Origin of the sequence: Allotamlana fucoidanivorans, from assembly GCF_045788535.1 — a bacterium.
Lineage (GTDB): Bacteria > Bacteroidota > Bacteroidia > Flavobacteriales > Flavobacteriaceae > Allotamlana > Allotamlana fucoidanivorans.
Genome location: NZ_CP074074.1, coordinates 3791143 through 3808269 on the forward strand (window position 1 = coordinate 3791143; position 17127 = coordinate 3808269).

Genomic DNA, 17127 nt, shown 5'->3' on the forward strand with positions numbered 1-17127 from the left:
TATAATTATTCTAAATAAACGAACAACTTATTTAGGCAACACACAAGAACTGCTTACCTTATTAATCATGCTACTTAACCCTACTCTTAAGCTTTGTTTCATTACCTTAGAATTGTAATCGTGACACTGTAAACACGCACCCACACGTAGTATGTTTTTTTGTTCTTCAAGGTTAAAAGGTCTAAAATCCGATCTTGTTGAATTTGGCTTCTTACTATTCTGGGCTTTCATGAATGGAATCCAGGCATCTTCAGGCAAACTATCATTTGAATTAAGCGCATACTCAGCTGTAAACTCCCATGTTCCATAGGTCTCATTCATCACATACTGTAAGTCACCTTTACCATACCCCAAAGCAGCAGAGTTAACATGACAAGACTCACAGTTACGAACCGATATTGTTGTAGTATGCGGTGCATTGGGTGCGTATAATCTATGAAACGATACCTCTTTTTCAGGCATACCCGTATAACTTCCTTTATCGATAGTTAAAATCATACCAGGAACTGCGGGTTCTATACTATGGTTATCTGAATCTTCTCTTACACCCAACGCAGGTAAGTCTGATGAAAATTCAGCAACATATTCTTTCCATTGTCCTTTTGTATATTTTTTACTTAACAAATCAAAAGCATGTTGCTCATCCGCATCAAATTGATTATGACAGCCAATACAACGCGAAGTCCAAGATGAATGACAGGCGCTACAGCTTACATTTTTATGTGCAACGTCTCTAGCGCAAACCTCTGATTGGGGTTTTATTTCATGTAGGGTGCCATCTTTTTTGCCTATTAAATAAGCATGTCCTAACGCATCTACAAAAGTATTAACCAAAGGATGGCCATCCTTTTCAGCCACAAGAATAGGGGCATCTGTATGGGTATAATGCCTATGTAAAAATACCAAGCTACTTTCTGCATCGAGATCATCATAAGAGGTTGTTTTGGGCTTTTCTTGAAAATGGCAATCACTGCATTGCAAAGTCACGGCCTGTTCTTCATGAGCATAGAGTTTTCCATTTCCCATAACCTCATGAGAAGAATGACAATCAATACACAACAACCCTTTTGTATGATGTACATCTTCTTCCAATTTTAAATAGACCCGATGATCTTTTAAAACCTGATAGTCACTATTATTCACAACCGCATCTGCTTCCAGTAACGTTTCTTGTAATCCCATGTAGTTCGTAGAAATTCTACTAGACCTACTATGGCAACCAAAACAATGTGTATCATTCACATGAATATCTGTTGCAGGATGATAGGTGGGCAATACGGTTTTATTTGAACTTAAATACGTGTCAAGCCCCAGCTTCGCTTCTTTTGAGTAATTTAAATGGCAGGCATTACACCCACCTCCTCTACTCAACTGATTGATTTCACCAAATTCTGATTTTTGAGCACCCAAATGACAATTGGCACACAAATCTCTTAAATGCTTATCGGCAGCTGAAAATTTCAAATCTTTAATATGGTAATGAGCATCTAAATTATTGGACTCACCAAAGACAAATTTGTCAACCGCAACAATTCCACTATTCGTAGTCATGAGCGAGTTTTCTATTTTATATAATTCACTTTGATGACAGGTTCCACAGGTTTTTTCGGCATCACTTAAATTTCCAGGAATCAATACCATACCATCATGTGATGCCTCTTTATCCATGGACCTAGCATTGCCTAAATGACAACTTGCACACCCAATATTTTTGGGATTATGATACGCTGAATACCCCTTAGTGTTTTGGTGACAGGCTAAACATGATTCCTTTTGATTGTGTTCAATATTTGAATAGTCATGACCTTCAGATGGGCTGAAATGAAAAAAATTAAAATTCCTAAAAAGAAAAAGTACACCAAAAATGATGATAGCTATAACAAAAACCCCAACCCTAAAAGTCTTATGATTCATTTTCAAGTAATTACTCAAATGTACAATAATTTAATGGGTTAAAACTAACCCCAAATATTAAAGCTTATGTAACAAATGTTACACATAAACATCTGATTATGTGACATTTATCATAAAATCAAAACAAATCAACCAATATATTTGTATCAGAAAAACTAACGAAATTATGGTTACGTCCAGACGAAAATTTATTAAAATTTCGGCTTTAGGTTTAGGAGGACTGGCAACAACATCGGCCGCACTAAACATGTTTGAGTCCAATCCCATTTTAGATAAAGCCGTAAAAGAAACGGTTGCAAAAAGACTATCACGATCGGCCACTTATTGTGAAGTCTGTTTTTGGAAATGTGCCGCATGGATTTATAAAGATGAACATAATGACATAAAAAAAATCATTGGAAATGAGCAAGATTCCCATTGCAACGGCAGACTTTGCCCAAGAGGCACTGGAGGCATTGGTATGTATAGTGATGAAGACCGCCTTAAAACACCTTTAATAAGAACTACCATAAACGGGGAAGAAACTTATAGAGAAGCCAGTTGGGATGAAGCTTTAAACCTCATTGCTTCAAAATTTAAAGACATAAAAGCCAACTATGGCTCTGAAGCATTCGCATTGCTAAAACACGGATCTCCTGGTAGTCATTTAGAACATCTTTTTAAAGCTTATGGTTCTGATACTATTGCAGAACCCGCCTACGCACAATGCAGAGGGCCGCGAGAAACAGGGTTTGGATTAACCTTTGGTTCATGGATAGGTTCGCCAGAACCCACGGACATTAGGGACACTAAATGTTTGGTTTTAATTGGCTCTCACCTTGGTGAAAACATGCATAATTCTCAGGTTCAAGAAATGTCTGATGCTATTGATAATGATGCCACCCTAATCACTGTAGACCCTAGATATTCAACGGCAGCAAGTAAGTCAAAACACTGGCTACCTATAAAACCTGCCACCGATATTGCCTTACTACTATCTTGGATGCACGTTTTAATTGAAGAAGACCTTTACAATAAAAATTATGTTGAAAAATATGCTACAGGTTTTGAGGAACTTAAAAAACACGTTAAACCTTATACCCCAGAATGGGCCTATGGCATCACCACCATAAAACCTGAAGACATACGAAAAACAGCCCGTATTATGGCCGCCGCAGCGCCGTCTGTTATTATACACCCAGGCAGACATGTGGTGTGGTATGGTGACGATTCACAACGCTCTAGAGCCGTTGCTATTCTAAATGGTTTACTCGGCTCTTGGGGCAATAGAGGCGGTTTTTATTTCAAAGAAAAAATAAGTATTCCTAAATACCCACACCCTCATTACCCTGAACCAAAATGGGGATGGCATGATTTAGGCACCCAATACCCTTATGCTGAAATGGGATTAACTACAGCTATTGTTGATGCCACGTTACAGGCAGATAAAAGTAAATACCCCATCAAAGCCTGGATGGTTGCGGGAACCAATTTAATCAACACCCTTCCGCAGAGAGAAAAAACCATTGAAGCCATAAACAAACTCGACTTCTTAGTGGTTGTAGATACCATGCCGATGGAAATAACAGGATATGCTGATGTAGTATTACCAGAATGCACCTATTTAGAACGGTACGACGGTATCCGCTCTGCACCAAACAGAACGCCTTCAATAGCCGTTAGGATTCCTGCCGTAAAACCTAAATATAATTCAAAACCTGCCTGGTGGATAAGCAAACAGATAGCCGAAAGATTAGGCTTAGGTGCCTATTTTAATTATGATGATTTTGAAGAAGTTATCGCTTGGCAATTAAACAAATTAGGTACTTCGCTTGAAGAAATGAAAAAGATTGGCGTAAAGAACTTTCCACGGCAATCTGGTCCGTTATATTTAGAAGTCGAACAAGATTATGAGTTTAATACGCCAAGTGGCAAAATAGAATTATACTCTAAAGAACTTGCCAACTATGGGTTTGACCCCATTCCTGTTTATGTACCGCACCCAGAACCCCCACAGGGGTTTTACAGACTAAATTACGGCCGTTCTCCTATGCACACCTTTAGCAGAACTATTAACAACCCGTATTTAAACAATTTAAAAAGCGAAAACACGCTTTGGGTAAACCCTAAAGTGGCACGCATTTTAAACTTGAAAAAAGATCAAGAAGTCTGGCTTAAAAATCAAGACGATATTATTTCTACTTTCTCCATTAAAGTTAGAATAACCGAACGCATCCGTTGGGATTCCGTTTATATGTACCATGGTTTTGGTCACAATAACAAAAAACTATCCAGAGCCTTTGGTAAAGGCATGAGTGACACAGATTTAATTTCAAGCACCGTAATAGACCCCCTAATGGGCGGCACAGGACTTAGAGGAAATTTTGTTTCTATTTTAAAAGAAAATCCACATAAAACTAAAGAGATATGAGATACGCCATGGTAATAGACACACTAAAATGCGTGGGATGCAGTGATTGTGTGGTTGCTTGTCAAACTGAAAATAACATACCACATGGCTATTGTCGTGATTGGATTACAGAAGCCGTTAGTGGCTCTTACCCCAATTTAGAATTAGAATTAAGATCTGAACGCTGTAACCATTGTGACAATGCACCATGTGTAAGATGTTGCCCTACCGGAGCTAGCCATATTGCAGAAGGCGGGATTGTATTAGTGACGCCAGACAAATGTATAGGTTGCGGCGCTTGTATAGAATCTTGTCCTTATGATGCACGATACCAACACCCCGATGGTTATGTTGATAAATGCACGTTTTGTTATCACCGATTAAAAAAAGGACAACTACCCGCCTGCGTTTCGGTTTGTCCAACCAAATGCATGTATTTTGGTGATTTAGATGATCCTAATAGTGATGTTTCTCAACTATTGAAAAACAGAACCTATAAAACATTAGCGCCCGAAGCAGGAACCAAACCACATGTATTTTACCTAACTTAAAGAATCTACATTATGCAAGAAGAATTATTTACAAGTGGAAGAAACATTCCAAATATAGACCCTTCTTTACAAATATGGCATTGGCCTATTTCCTTATATTTATTTTTAGGAGGCCTTGCGGCAGGTATCTTGTTTTTTGCAGCTCTTTTTTACCTTCTAGGAAAAGAAAAAGAATATCCCACTGCTGTAAAAACAGCATCTATTGTTCCTCCTATTGCATTATCAATAGGTATAATGGCGTTAGTTTACGATTTAACCCATCCGCTATATACTTGGCAACTCTATACAACCTTCAGAATAGAGTCCCCCATGTCTTGGGGGGCATGGGTACTTCTCATAACAACACCGTTATCCTTTTTATGGGCATTTAGTTTTTACAGAGAATCATACCCTAAAACTGAATCGAAACTTAAACTATTTAAAAAATTAAAGTTTCTAGCCCGCACAGAGCATTTTATTATTTCTAACAGAAAATATATAGCCTATGCATTAATTCCTTTATCTATTATACTAGGAGTATATACAGGTATTTTACTATCTGCCTTTAATGCGCGCCCGCTTTGGAACAATGCTATTCTGGGACCATTATTTTTAACTTCAGGTTTATCAACAGGAGCCGCAGCAATCATTTTGCTATCAAAAAGCAGAAATGAGCGCCGTGTATTTAGTAAAATAGATTTAGCCTTAATTGTTATAGAAATGGCACTTATCATTCATATGATTATGGGGTATTATGCTGGTTCTCAGGTTCAGCTGGAAGCTATGGAACTTTTAGTTGGTGGCGAGTTTACCCTCATGTTCTTTGGGTTTGTCATTCTATTAGGCTTACTTGTTCCTGCTACCTTAGAAACCATTGAATTATTCGGTTTCAAAGTTCCCGTAGTAGTGCCCGCCGTTTTAGTTATTATTGGCGGACTCCTTTTTAGATTTATAATGGTAGAAGCTGGACAACTCACTCGATATCTCTATTAAACCAACACATAATGAAAACAAAAAAACAAAATAATTCACACATCTATTGGAATCCCTACTTTGGAGGTTTTCTTCTAGGCATTATCATCATTTTTACATTCTATTTAACAGGACGTGGCCTGGGTGCTAGTGGTGCCGTAAAAAGTACTGTTGTTACAATAGTTGATCAAGTAGCGCCAACCCATGCTGAAAACAACACCTATTACAGTCAGTTTCTTAAAGATGATGATACCCCAATGAATACCTGGCTGGTATTTGAAGCTTTAGGGGTTATAATTGGGGCTTTTATATCGGGGAGTTTAAGCGGTAGAATTAGATGGCGCATACAGCACTCTCCAAAAATATCAAGCAAAAGGCGACTTGTTTTTGCACTATTAGGAGGTGTATTATTCGGGCTTGGAGCACAAATTGCCAGAGGATGTACAAGTGGTGCGGCTTTAAGTGGTATGGCCGTGCTATCATCTGGCGGATTTATAACCATGTTAGCCATTTTTGGTTCTGCATTTGCCACCGCATATTTTTTTAGAAAAAATTGGATTTAACAACATACTTAAACATATACAATTATGGGACCATTACTTCCTAACGGCTTTATTCCTTTTGAATGGGATAGTATTATAGCCATTATTATTGGCATAGCCTTTGGCTTTGTCCTAGAGTCTTCAGGATTTTCTTCATCAAGAAAGTTAGCGGGCGTATTTTACGGCTATGACTTTGCTGTACTAAAAGTGTTTTTCACAGCCGCAGCCGTATCGGTTATCGGTATTTATTATATGGACTATTTGGGGTATCTAGATATCACACAACTATACATACACCCCACCTATTTATGGGGCGCTATTATTGGTGGTGTAATAATGGGTGTTGGATTTGTAGCTGGAGGCTTTTGCCCCGGAACAAGTTTATGTGCTGTAGCCATAGGAAAACTAGACGCCTGGGTTTACGTATTTGGTATTATGATTGGCGTGTTTTTATTCTCTGAATTGTTTCCGCTGTTTGAGCCCATTTATGACGGCTATTTTTTAGGCAACATTACCCTCATTGATTCATTTGGATGGAATCCATATTGGATTATATTCATATTTGCCATTATTGCCGTAGTTTCTTTCGTCATTGCAGATATTATAAGAAAGCGAGTAAAAAAAGTGTTTTACGAATAAACTCAAACCAAGATGAATAAAAAGAATATTGCAAAAATTTTATCGTTTCGGTATATGCTCATGGCTACTGTGTTAATCATACTAGCTGGCGGATTATTGTTACTTCCAAAGCATCAAAAACAAGAAGGTATTACTTCTGAAACCTTGCTTAGCCATGCCATTAGTAACGAGCGCTACATATCAACCGACCAGATTTCGCATAAAATCATCAATGGAGATCCTTCCTTTATTTTAGTAGATGTTAGGGATGAAAAAAGTTATCAAACCTATTCACTGCCCAATGCTATCAATATTCCGCTTCCAGAGTTGTTTAAAGATGCGCATCTTGAGTATATAAATCAGGATCAATTTGATGTTGTATTTTTCTCTAATGATAATTTTCATGCCGATCAAGCTTGGTTGCTATGTGATCGGTTAGGGTTTAAAAATTTACGTGTACTACAAGGCGGACTAAATACATGGTTTACTACCATTATAAACCCAAGTATCCCTTCAGAAGACCAGCCTTTGGAAGATTTTGAACGTTACAAAACCCGAAAAGCAGCCAGTATGTATTTTGGCGTTACCTACCCAGACCAAGACATCGATAATAATCTTACCGTACCTAAACCAACACCAAAAAAAATCATTACGGTACAAAAGAAAAAGAAACGTGTTGCCGAAGGTGGCTGTTAAAAAGAAAATATAAGTATCATGAAAGAACTAGAAAAAACTAAACGCATCTCAATTGCTTCAACATTATTCATTTTAGTCCTGCTTATTGGATTCTTAACATATGAACGACCAAAAAACACCTTCACACTAAATACCAAAAGCACATTACAAGCTGTAACAAAAACAAATTATTTTGCCAGTTTAAATGACATTCAAAATAGCAACATTGTGCTACTTGATACAAGAAGTGAGTACGAGTATAATAAAGGCCATTTAAATAATGCCATAAACATGAGTGCTCCAGATATCTTATCGGAAGAAAATCAGGAAATTTTAAAACGCATTGACGCATCAAATAAAACCCTCATTTTATATGCTGAAAATCCAGAGCAAGTAAACATCCCGTTTTTAATACTTTATCAATTAGGCTTCAATACTATTAAATTACTTCCTATTGAAATTACTTACCACCAAAATAAATTAATCACTACCGAAGTTTCTATTGAAGCAGCCCATCAAAACATTAATGCGTTTATTGCGCAGTCAAATACAAATGTTACTTCTTCATTAAAAACACCAAAAAAGTAATTACTGTACAAAAGAAAAAAAGTAGGTTGCAGAAGGTGGTTGTTAAATAAATGAAAAATTAAAGCAACTTAAAAAAGATAGCCTACTAAAAAAACTGTATATCTTTTGATTAGATTCCAGACAAAAACCGTTATATTTGCTAAAACATAACGATTAATCTATGATTTCTATTTCAGAGGCCATTTCTATTGTAAAACAGCACGGCAAACCATTATTGAAAACCACCATCAAACCTATTGAAAAGGCAGGTGGTTATAAGTTAGCCGAAGACGTTATATCTCCTATAAATATGCCTCCGTTTAGGCAATCGGCTATGGATGGTTATGCTTTAAACCTACATGATAATTTATCCTATCAGCTTATAGGTGAAGTAAAAGCCGGTGATACCCATCAACCTGTTTTACAGAAAGGCGATGCTGTTAGAATCTTTACAGGCGCCCCTGTTCCTGAAACCGCCAATGCGGTTATGATGCAAGAAAAAGTTATTAATGCAGGTACCAAAATTACAATTGATCACCAACTAGATTTAGAACATAATATTCGTCCACTAGGCGAACAGGTAAAAGCGGGTACAGTTGCGCTTAAAAAAGACACAAAACTAACACCAGCAGCCATTGGCTTTTTAACGTCTTTAGGCATTTCTACGGTGATGGTTTACAAAAAACCTACCATTGCTATTGTTACCACTGGAAATGAATTGATTGAACCAGGACAGCATTTAGATTATGGAAAGATTTATGAGAGTAACTCAAAAATGCTATTGAGTGCCTTATATCAACTAAAATATTATGATGTTACCATTTTTAAAGTCGAAGACGATTACAAAAAAACAGTAGCGCAACTAAATACCGTTATTAACACCAATGATTTGGTACTTATTACAGGAGGCATTTCTGTTGGTGATTATGATTTTGTTGGCAAAGCACTAAACGAATTACAGGTTAAAGAGCTATTTTATAAAGTAAAACAAAAACCAGGCAAACCACTTTTCTATGGAAAAAAACATCATACACATGTTTTTGCGCTTCCCGGAAATCCTGCTGCAGCTCTTTCTTGTTTTTACATTTACGTATATATCACGTTACAAAAGATGATGCATCATCATCAAACCGAATTACCTAAAACAAAAGCCATATCTGCTTCAAACTTTATAAAACGAGGCGATCGGCCACAATTTTTAAAAGGTATTTTTGATGGTGATTGTGTTGACATTTTAGACGGACAAAACTCTTCCATGCTTCAAACGTTTGCCCTTGCTAATGCCTTAGTATTAGTGCCAGCCGAAATTGAAACGATTGAAATAAAAGACCTGGTAGATGTTATTTTACTCCCTTAAAACAGATTAGCATGAAGTATAAAATTAAAAGTAGAATATGGATTGAAACCAATAATAATGTACTTCTTGGAGAAGGGCGAGTTCATTTATTAAAAGCCATTCAAGAGACAGGCTCGCTTTCAAAGGCAGCTAAATCCTTAAACATTTCATACAAAAAAGCTTGGCAATTACTTGATTCTGTAAACAAATCAGCAAAAAAACCAGTCACCATAAATAGTGTTGGCGGAAAAGATGGTGGTGGTACCGAACTTACTGATTACGGCAAGTCACTCGTAGCCGCTTTTGATGAAATTAATAAAAACTGTTGGGCTTTTTTAGATAAACAGATTGAAAAAATAGAACGAATTTAATATGCTAAAAACGGAAAACATATACATTTTTTTAGCGATATTACCCGTTGTATCGTTTTTATATTCTAGTGTGGGGCATGGTGGCGCAAGTGGTTATTTAGCTCTAATGGCTTTATTTTCATTTGCTCCAGAAAACATGAAACCTACTGCCCTTTTACTCAATCTCTTTGTTGCAGGTATATCCTTTTATTATTACTATAAGGAAGGTTTTTTCAATAAAAAGTTATTTCTAGCTTTTGCAATAGCCTCTATCCCTCTGGCCTTTTTAGGGGGGACCATAGAAGTAGATGCCTCCATATATAAAAAAATACTTGCCGTGTTACTCATCTTCGCTATACTTAAAATGCTTAATGTGTTTGGTAAAGAAAGTACCCACATAAAGAAAGTAACATTATGGCAAGGCCTTTTGGTTGGCGGGCTTATAGGTTTTTTTTCGGGGCTCATTGGTATTGGTGGGGGCATCATTTTAAGTCCGGTAATTTTGCTTTTACATTGGGGCAAAATGAAAGAAGCCGCTGCCGTGTCTGCCTTATTTATTTGGGTTAACTCCGCTGCTGGACTCATAGGACAACTAAGCACAGGTATAACTTTAGAAAAAGAATCCTTTTTATTAGTTGCCATTGCTCTTATTGGCGGAATTCTTGGAGGTTATTATGGCAGTAAAAAAATGAACAATAAACGCTTAAGACACATTTTAGCTTTTGTATTAATAATAGCTTCTATTAAACTATTTTTTACTTAAATGATTCAAAGAAAAGACATAACTGGTATCGTTTTATCTGGAGGAAAAAGTTCAAGAATGGGAACCGATAAAGGCCGACTCATGTTAAAGGAAAAGGCATTTGTACAATATAGCCTAGATGCCTTAAAACCATTAGTTTCTGAAATTTTCATAGTCTCTGACATTCCTGAATATGATACGTTTGGCTATAAAAGAGTTACCGATTTAGTTAAAAATGCAGGTCCTGTAGCAGGTATTTGCTCTGGGCTTGAGGCTTCAAAAACGGACTACAACCTGATACTTAGTTGTGATATTCCGCTTATCACATCTACTATTTTAGAAAAGCTTATCCATAGCGTAGAAGATGATGCAGATATTATTCAAATAGAAAGTCAAGGTAAATCTATGCCGCTCATTGCGCTTTACAAAAAATCTTGCCTGACTCCATTTTCAAGATTATTAAAAAGTGGGGAACGGCGTTTGCGTGTAGCCGTAAATACTTGTAAAGTGAAAAATATCGTTTTAACTAAAAATGAACAGATTACTACCATGAATGTGAATACTAAAGACGAATTAACACAGATAAAACATGCTTATAACGATTAAATATTTTGGTCAAATAGCCGAGGTTACTCAAAAGAACGAGGAACAGATAGAAACATCAGCCAGTCATATTTCTGAGTTACTCGATGCTTTAAACCAAAAGTATAAAGAACTAAAAAACAAAGATTTTCAAATAGCTCAAAATCAAGAGCTAGTAGCTACTGAAACCAAACTTTCAGGTGCCGAAATCGCTTTACTTCCACCATTTTCAGGAGGTTAATAATTATGACAAGATATAGCCGACATATTATATTACCAGAAATTGGTGAACAAGGACAAGACAAAATTAATCAAGCTAAAGTTTTGGTTGTTGGAGCGGGAGGTCTTGGTTGCCCTGTATTACAGTACCTTACGGCCGCTGGCGTGGGTACTATTGGCATTATTGATTTTGATGCGGTAGAACTATCTAATTTACAACGCCAAGTACTTTTTGGTGCGTCTGTTTTAGGTAAAAACAAAGCTATTGCTGCAAAAGAACGGCTTCAAGATTTAAATTCTGAGGTTTCTATCAAAACTTACCCTGAAGCATTAACACACCAAAATGCAATCAAGTTATTTCAAAAGTATGATATTATAATAGATGGATCTGATAATTTTGAAACACGTTATTTAGTAAACGATGCTTGTATTTTGACTAATAAACCTTTGGTATTTGGTGCTATATATAAATTTGAAGGACAAGTCTCTGTATTTAATTATAAAAACGGACCAAGTTATCGTTGTGTTTTTCCGTCGCCTCCAAAAAAGGATGCTGTACCTAACTGCGCTGACATGGGAGTAATTGGGGTGCTACCTGGCATAATAGGAAACATGCAAGCTAATGAAGTGCTTAAAATCATATTAGATTTAGGCTCTGTATTATCAGGCCGCATACTCTACTATAATGCTCTAACTGCCAAAACCTCAACTTTAAAGATTCGTAGAAATGAAACAGCTATTCAAATGGTTTTAACTGCAGGATATCAGTTTCAAAATAAAACGATAAATATAAGTTGTCCTTCAAACGACAAAACGATTGCCATAGCTGATATTGATTTTGATGAAAACATCCAATTTATAGATGTCCGTGAGCATCATGAGCAACCAAAGGTATTAGGATTACCCGTAACACAGCTACCGTTAAGTCAATTTCAAAATGGACTAAAAAGCATTGAACCAAACAAAAAGAAAATCCTGTTTTGCCAATCAGGTATTCGAAGTCAAAAAGCACTTAATATTTTAATACAGCACAATATTAACAATGTTTTTAGTTTAAAAGAAGGCGCCAACGCACTTAACATTTACATTAAAGAAACACAAAAAACACTTCATCATGACAATTAAAAAACCAAAAAATGTTTTTATAGAAGGACCGATAAGTTCAGACTTTATAGGAAACTCAATTTATAAACATCAAACCAAAACCAGTATTGGCGCTCATAACATTTTTCTTGGGCAAGTTAGATCAGATGATATTGATGGCAAAAAAGTAGCCGCAATTGAATATACCGCTTATGAAGATATGGCCAACCAAACTTTTCATAATATTAGAGAAGCGGCCTTTGAGAAATTCGATTTAACTTGCATGCATATATACCATAGTTTAGGAGTTGTTAAAGCTGGAGAAATATGTTTGTTTGTATTTGTATCCTCTCCAAGACGAAAAGCAGTGTTTGAAGCTTTAGAGTTTATTGTAGAAGCTATAAAAGCTGATGCGCCTGTTTTTGGGAAAGAAATTTTTGAAGACGCCTCTCACCAATGGAAGGTTAATAATTGATAATTGACTATTGATAATTGATTTTTTTATGAAAGAACAATTAAAAAGTAGAACTAAAATATTTGCTAACAATTGTGTTAAAATTACGGGGTTATTACCAAATACGTACTTAGCCAATCATATAAAAGGACAGCTTATTAGATCTTCAACTTCGGTTGCTACCAATTATAGAGCAACTTTTATAGCACAATCTAAAGCTAGTTTTGTATCAAAAATCAGTATTGTCATTGAAGAAATAGATGAATCAAATTTTTGGCTAGAATTTGCATTAGATGAAAATTTAATTCAAAATAAAAACTTAGAATTTTTATGAAAAGAATCCAAAGAATTGACGGCAATCTTTATGGCTTCTAGAAAAACTGCAAGTACAAAATAATCAATTTTATATTACAAATATTCAATTTCACAAAATGGTAGATATCACACATAAAGTAACAACATTAAGAACGGCCGTAGCACAGGCTATTGTTAAAGTAAGCAAACCTGATACAATAAAGGCTATTGAAACTGACACCGTTCCAAAAGGAAATGTATTAGCTATGAGTAAGGCGGCAGGATTATTGGGAGTAAAACGTACGCCTGATATTTTACCCGATTGTCACCCCCTACCTATTGAATATACCAGCGTTTCCTATGAATTTGATGGTTTGAACATCAAGATTCTATTCACGGTGAAAACTATCTACAAAACAGGGGTTGAAGTTGAAGCTATGCATGGCGCTAGTGTGGTTGCACTAAATATGTACGACATGTTAAAGCCCATTGATAAAGGCATTGAAATACACGATATTAAATTACTCAATAAAAAAGGCGGTAAATCTGATTTTAGAGATAAGTTTAGAAAAGATTTGAACGCCGCAGTTGTGGTTTGCAGCGATACTATTTCGGCAGGTCACAAAGAAGACAAAGCAGGGAAAGCGATAATTAACAAACTGGAATCATGCGATGTGACTATTGCAGAATATGTCATCATTCCTGATGAAGCCCATGTCATTCAACAAAAGGCTAGGTCTTATCAAGAACAAGGTATTGACATGGTTATCTATACAGGGGGCACAGGCCTTTCGTGTAGAGATGTAACCCCCGAAGCCCTGTTGCCTATTTTAGAACGACGTATTCCTGGTATTGAAGAAGCCATTAGAAACTACGGCCAAGAACGCACGCCATTTTCAATGTTATCAAGAAGCGTTGCTGGAACCATTGCAGACACCTTAATACTTGCTCTACCAGGTTCTACTAATGGTGCCAAAGAGTCTATGGATGCTATATTCCCTGGAGTTTTACATAGTTTTAGAATTTTAAAAGGAGCTAGACACGATTGATAATTTGGTTAATGGTTATTAGTTATTGGTTATTGGTTTTAGTTGAAAAATAAAATGAAGAAAAATTTAAACATATTAAAAGACAGGTTTGACAGACAGCATACGTATCTGCGCATATCGCTTACAGAAAGGTGCAATTTACGCTGTACCTATTGCATGCCTACCGAAGGGGTACAGCTTTCTCCTAAAAGCCATTTAATGACCTATGAAGAAATCTATAGTATAGCCAAAACCTTTGTTCAACATGGTGTTACCAAAATTAGACTTACTGGAGGTGAACCTCTTATCAGAAAAGACATTCCCGTAATTTTAGAAAAATTAGCCACACTCCCTGTAGAGCTTTCTATTACCTCAAACGCCGTAATTATTGATAAGTTTATTGATATTTTAAAAACTCATAGGGTTAAAAAAATCAATGTAAGCTTAGATTCTTTAGATAAGGAGAAATTTAAGCATATTACCAGAAGACAAGAGTTTCAAAAAGTGTATAACAACATTTTATTACTAGTTAAAGAAGGTTTTAAAGTAAAAGTAAATGCGGTACTTATTAAGGATTTTAACGACAATGAGATTATCGATTTTATTAAATTGACGAAAGACTTACCTATTTCTATGCGCTTTATAGAGTTTATGCCGTTTGATGGCAACAAATGGGATATGAGCAAAATGGTTTCTTATGCTGATGTTATGAATCAAGTAAATACAGCCTTTACTCAAGATCAAATAGAACGTTTAAAAGATGCTCCTAACGATACGGCTAAGAACTACAAAATAAAAGATTACCAAGGAAGTTTTGCCATTATTAGCTCGGTAACCAATCCGTTTTGTGATTCATGCAACAGATTACGGCTTACCGCGAACGGGCAATTAAAAAACTGCCTATTCTCCTCTACTGAATCTGATTTGTTAACCACACTTAGAGCAGGAAAATCTATTGAACCTATTATTCAAAAAGCGGTGCTTGCCAAGCAGAAGATGAGAGGCGGCATGAATACTTTAAAGAAACTTCAGGAACCAAAATTTCATACCCAAAACAGAAATATGACGACGATTGGGGGTTAAATTCATGGTTTTTATTACATTTAGATTTAGAAAAGTTGACCATGACGCTTAATGTATTTGATTTTTTTAAGGACAATCCTAAGTACAATAAACTTATAGGAAATGACTATATGTTTGTTGAATATAAATGCCCTATTGACGTTGAGCAATTTAAACTTTGGACAGACATCCCTTTTATAACTTATGTTATTAGTGGTAAAAAGGACTGGACTTCTGTGAATAAAACATATCCTCTACATTCTGGTGATGCGCTTTTTTTAAGAAAAGGTGTATATAATACAAAACAATATTTTGAAGAAGATTACTGCACCATAGTATTTTTTATAACCGAAGATTTTATCCGAAAATTTATTTCGAGCAACGAAAACCTTATTAAAAAACCTTCTATCAGCAACGAAAACTCCCAAGTTTTTCCTATTGATGTTACAGATTCTTTAAACACTTTGTTTTTAAGTGTTTTTAATTACTTCAATATGGGTGGGGACATTCCAAAGGAATTGGTAGAAATAAAGTTTAATGAACTTCTTTTTAATATTGCACTCAACCCTTTAAATAAAGATTTGGTTACTTACTTTCATTCCTTAAAAAATATTGACAAAGCCAATATGTATGAGGTGATGATAAAGCATTTTCATAACGACTTACAACTGGATGAATTTGCCCGACTATCCGGACGAAGTCTCTCCTCTTTCAAAAGAGATTTTAAAGCACTTTTTAATGAAACTCCTGGCAAATGGCTTGCAGAAAAACGATTAGAATATGCTAAAACCTTATTACAAAACCCTAAGTTAAACATCAACGATATCTGTTATGAAAGTGGCTTTAAAAATACGTCTCATTTTAATAAGAGTTTTAAGCAGAAATATGGTGCACCTCCTTATCAATTTAGAAAAAGCATGAACTAGTTTTATAGCGTTGAACTTTAAAACAAACTTTTTGAACTTTTAAGAAAATCTTAGCCAAGCGTTTAGAAATACTTTTGACATATAACTTAAAACCAATATGTCATGAAAAAAGTATTTATGTTTTTGTATTCCATTGTTGCTTACTTAATAGGCTTTGCCTCTTTACTCTTATGGATTCTTTCTGTAAGTCACTTAGTTCCTGAAATCTCCATTGACCAAACACCAACTAAACCGTTGTTTTATGCCTTGATAAAAAACATGGCTCTTGTATCTCTATTTGGACTTCAGCATAGTATTATGGCAAGGCAATCATTTAAAACCCTATTTGCTAAATATTTCCCGAAACCTATAGAACGAAGTACCTATGTACTTATTTCTGGTGTATTATTAATGCTTTTAGTATTTCAATGGGAACCTATGGGTGGCAGTATATGGAGTTTTGAAAAAGATCAAACCTTATATTATATTGCTTATGTATTATTCTTCGCTGGGTGGATTATCTTATTTATAAGTACTTTTTTAATCAATCATTTTGATTTGTTTGGTCTTAGACAAACCTATCTTGAGCTCATCAATAAACCTTATACCAAATTACAATTTAAAGTGGTTTCTTTTTATAAGCACGTACGTCACCCGTTATATTTTGGTGGTATCATTGGCTTGTGGGCCACACCAACCATGACCGTAACACATCTTATTTTCGCATTAAGCCTCACCGCTTATTTCATTATTGGAACTTTATTTGAGGAACGCGACTTAAAAGAGGAATTTGGACAAACATATACAGACTATCAATCTAAAACTGGTATGCTTATACCTTTTACAAAATAAATAACTTAAAATA

The 17127-nt window shown here is 35.6% G+C and carries 20 protein-coding genes; 19 read left to right on the forward strand and 1 reads right to left on the reverse strand.

The window, feature by feature from the left end; translation table 11 throughout:
• Positions 1-27: 27 nt before the first annotated feature.
• Positions 28-1914 carry a hypothetical protein gene (locus KFZ70_RS16130; protein WP_139698238.1) on the reverse strand — a complete coding sequence of 629 codons (1887 nt, stop codon included), beginning with the start codon at positions 1912-1914 and terminating at the stop codon, positions 28-30.
• 166 nt (positions 1915-2080) lie between these two features.
• Between KFZ70_RS16130 and KFZ70_RS16135 the strand changes: the two genes are divergently transcribed.
• From KFZ70_RS16135 to KFZ70_RS16225, 19 genes are all read left to right on the forward strand, one after another.
• Positions 2081-4324: a molybdopterin-dependent oxidoreductase gene (locus KFZ70_RS16135; protein WP_139698237.1), complete on the forward strand. Its 2244-nt coding sequence runs from the start codon at positions 2081-2083 to the stop codon at positions 4322-4324.
• Entirely contained in the window at positions 4321-4854 is a 534-nt protein-coding gene (locus tag KFZ70_RS16140; protein WP_139698236.1) for a 4Fe-4S dicluster domain-containing protein, read from the forward strand. The genes KFZ70_RS16135 and KFZ70_RS16140 overlap by 4 nt, the downstream gene beginning before the upstream one ends.
• 12 nt (positions 4855-4866) lie before the next feature.
• Complete coding sequence (gene nrfD, locus KFZ70_RS16145; RefSeq protein ID WP_139698235.1) at positions 4867-5826, forward strand: NrfD/PsrC family molybdoenzyme membrane anchor subunit; 960 nt, start codon at positions 4867-4869, stop codon at positions 5824-5826.
• An 11-nt stretch (positions 5827-5837) separates the two neighbouring features.
• Complete coding sequence (locus tag KFZ70_RS16150) at positions 5838-6368, forward strand: YeeE/YedE thiosulfate transporter family protein (RefSeq protein WP_139698234.1); 531 nt, start codon at positions 5838-5840, stop codon at positions 6366-6368.
• Between the two features lie 24 nt (positions 6369-6392).
• The gene (locus KFZ70_RS16155; RefSeq protein ID WP_139698233.1) at positions 6393-6986 is read left to right on the forward strand and encodes a YeeE/YedE thiosulfate transporter family protein; all 594 of its coding nucleotides are present in this window, start codon (positions 6393-6395) and stop codon (positions 6984-6986) included.
• Between the two features lie 12 nt (positions 6987-6998).
• Entirely contained in the window at positions 6999-7661 is a 663-nt protein-coding gene (locus KFZ70_RS16160) for a rhodanese-like domain-containing protein (protein ID WP_139698232.1), read from the forward strand.
• 18 nt (positions 7662-7679) lie between these two features.
• On the forward strand, positions 7680-8228 hold the full coding sequence (locus KFZ70_RS16165) for a rhodanese-like domain-containing protein (protein ID WP_139698231.1): 549 nt from the start codon (positions 7680-7682) through the stop codon (positions 8226-8228).
• Positions 8229-8388: 160 nt separating this feature from the next.
• Positions 8389-9564: a gephyrin-like molybdotransferase Glp gene (gene glp / locus KFZ70_RS16170; RefSeq protein WP_139698230.1), complete on the forward strand. Its 1176-nt coding sequence runs from the start codon at positions 8389-8391 to the stop codon at positions 9562-9564.
• Positions 9565-9575: 11 nt separating this feature from the next.
• Positions 9576-9914, forward strand: coding sequence for a winged helix-turn-helix domain-containing protein (locus tag KFZ70_RS16175; protein ID WP_139698229.1), 339 nt, complete (start codon positions 9576-9578; stop codon positions 9912-9914).
• 1 nt (position 9915) lies between these two features.
• Positions 9916-10656, forward strand: a complete 741-nt coding sequence (locus tag KFZ70_RS16180) for a sulfite exporter TauE/SafE family protein (protein ID WP_139698228.1) — start codon at positions 9916-9918, stop codon at positions 10654-10656.
• Positions 10657-11241, forward strand: coding sequence for a molybdenum cofactor guanylyltransferase (locus KFZ70_RS16185; RefSeq protein ID WP_139698227.1), 585 nt, complete (start codon positions 10657-10659; stop codon positions 11239-11241).
• On the forward strand, positions 11225-11458 hold the full coding sequence (locus tag KFZ70_RS16190; RefSeq protein ID WP_139698226.1) for a MoaD/ThiS family protein: 234 nt from the start codon (positions 11225-11227) through the stop codon (positions 11456-11458). The genes KFZ70_RS16185 and KFZ70_RS16190 overlap by 17 nt, the downstream gene beginning before the upstream one ends.
• Before the next feature lie 5 nt (positions 11459-11463).
• Complete coding sequence (gene moeB, locus KFZ70_RS16195) at positions 11464-12561, forward strand: molybdopterin-synthase adenylyltransferase MoeB (RefSeq protein ID WP_139698225.1); 1098 nt, start codon at positions 11464-11466, stop codon at positions 12559-12561.
• Complete coding sequence (locus KFZ70_RS16200) at positions 12551-12994, forward strand: molybdenum cofactor biosynthesis protein MoaE (protein ID WP_139698224.1); 444 nt, start codon at positions 12551-12553, stop codon at positions 12992-12994. The genes moeB and KFZ70_RS16200 overlap by 11 nt, the downstream gene beginning before the upstream one ends.
• A 28-nt stretch (positions 12995-13022) precedes the next feature.
• The gene (locus KFZ70_RS16205) at positions 13023-13307 is read left to right on the forward strand and encodes a four helix bundle protein (RefSeq protein WP_139698223.1); all 285 of its coding nucleotides are present in this window, start codon (positions 13023-13025) and stop codon (positions 13305-13307) included.
• A 97-nt stretch (positions 13308-13404) separates the two neighbouring features.
• Positions 13405-14316 carry a bifunctional molybdenum cofactor biosynthesis protein MoaC/MoaB gene (gene moaCB, locus KFZ70_RS16210; RefSeq protein WP_139698222.1) on the forward strand — a complete coding sequence of 304 codons (912 nt, stop codon included), beginning with the start codon at positions 13405-13407 and terminating at the stop codon, positions 14314-14316.
• Between the two features lie 54 nt (positions 14317-14370).
• On the forward strand, positions 14371-15378 hold the full coding sequence (moaA, locus tag KFZ70_RS16215; protein ID WP_139698221.1) for a GTP 3',8-cyclase MoaA: 1008 nt from the start codon (positions 14371-14373) through the stop codon (positions 15376-15378).
• Positions 15379-15419: 41 nt separating this feature from the next.
• Positions 15420-16283 carry an AraC family transcriptional regulator gene (locus KFZ70_RS16220; protein ID WP_139698220.1) on the forward strand — a complete coding sequence of 288 codons (864 nt, stop codon included), beginning with the start codon at positions 15420-15422 and terminating at the stop codon, positions 16281-16283.
• Between the two features lie 102 nt (positions 16284-16385).
• Positions 16386-17114: an isoprenylcysteine carboxylmethyltransferase family protein gene (locus tag KFZ70_RS16225; protein WP_139698219.1), complete on the forward strand. Its 729-nt coding sequence runs from the start codon at positions 16386-16388 to the stop codon at positions 17112-17114.
• The last annotated feature ends 13 nt before the right edge of the window (positions 17115-17127 follow it).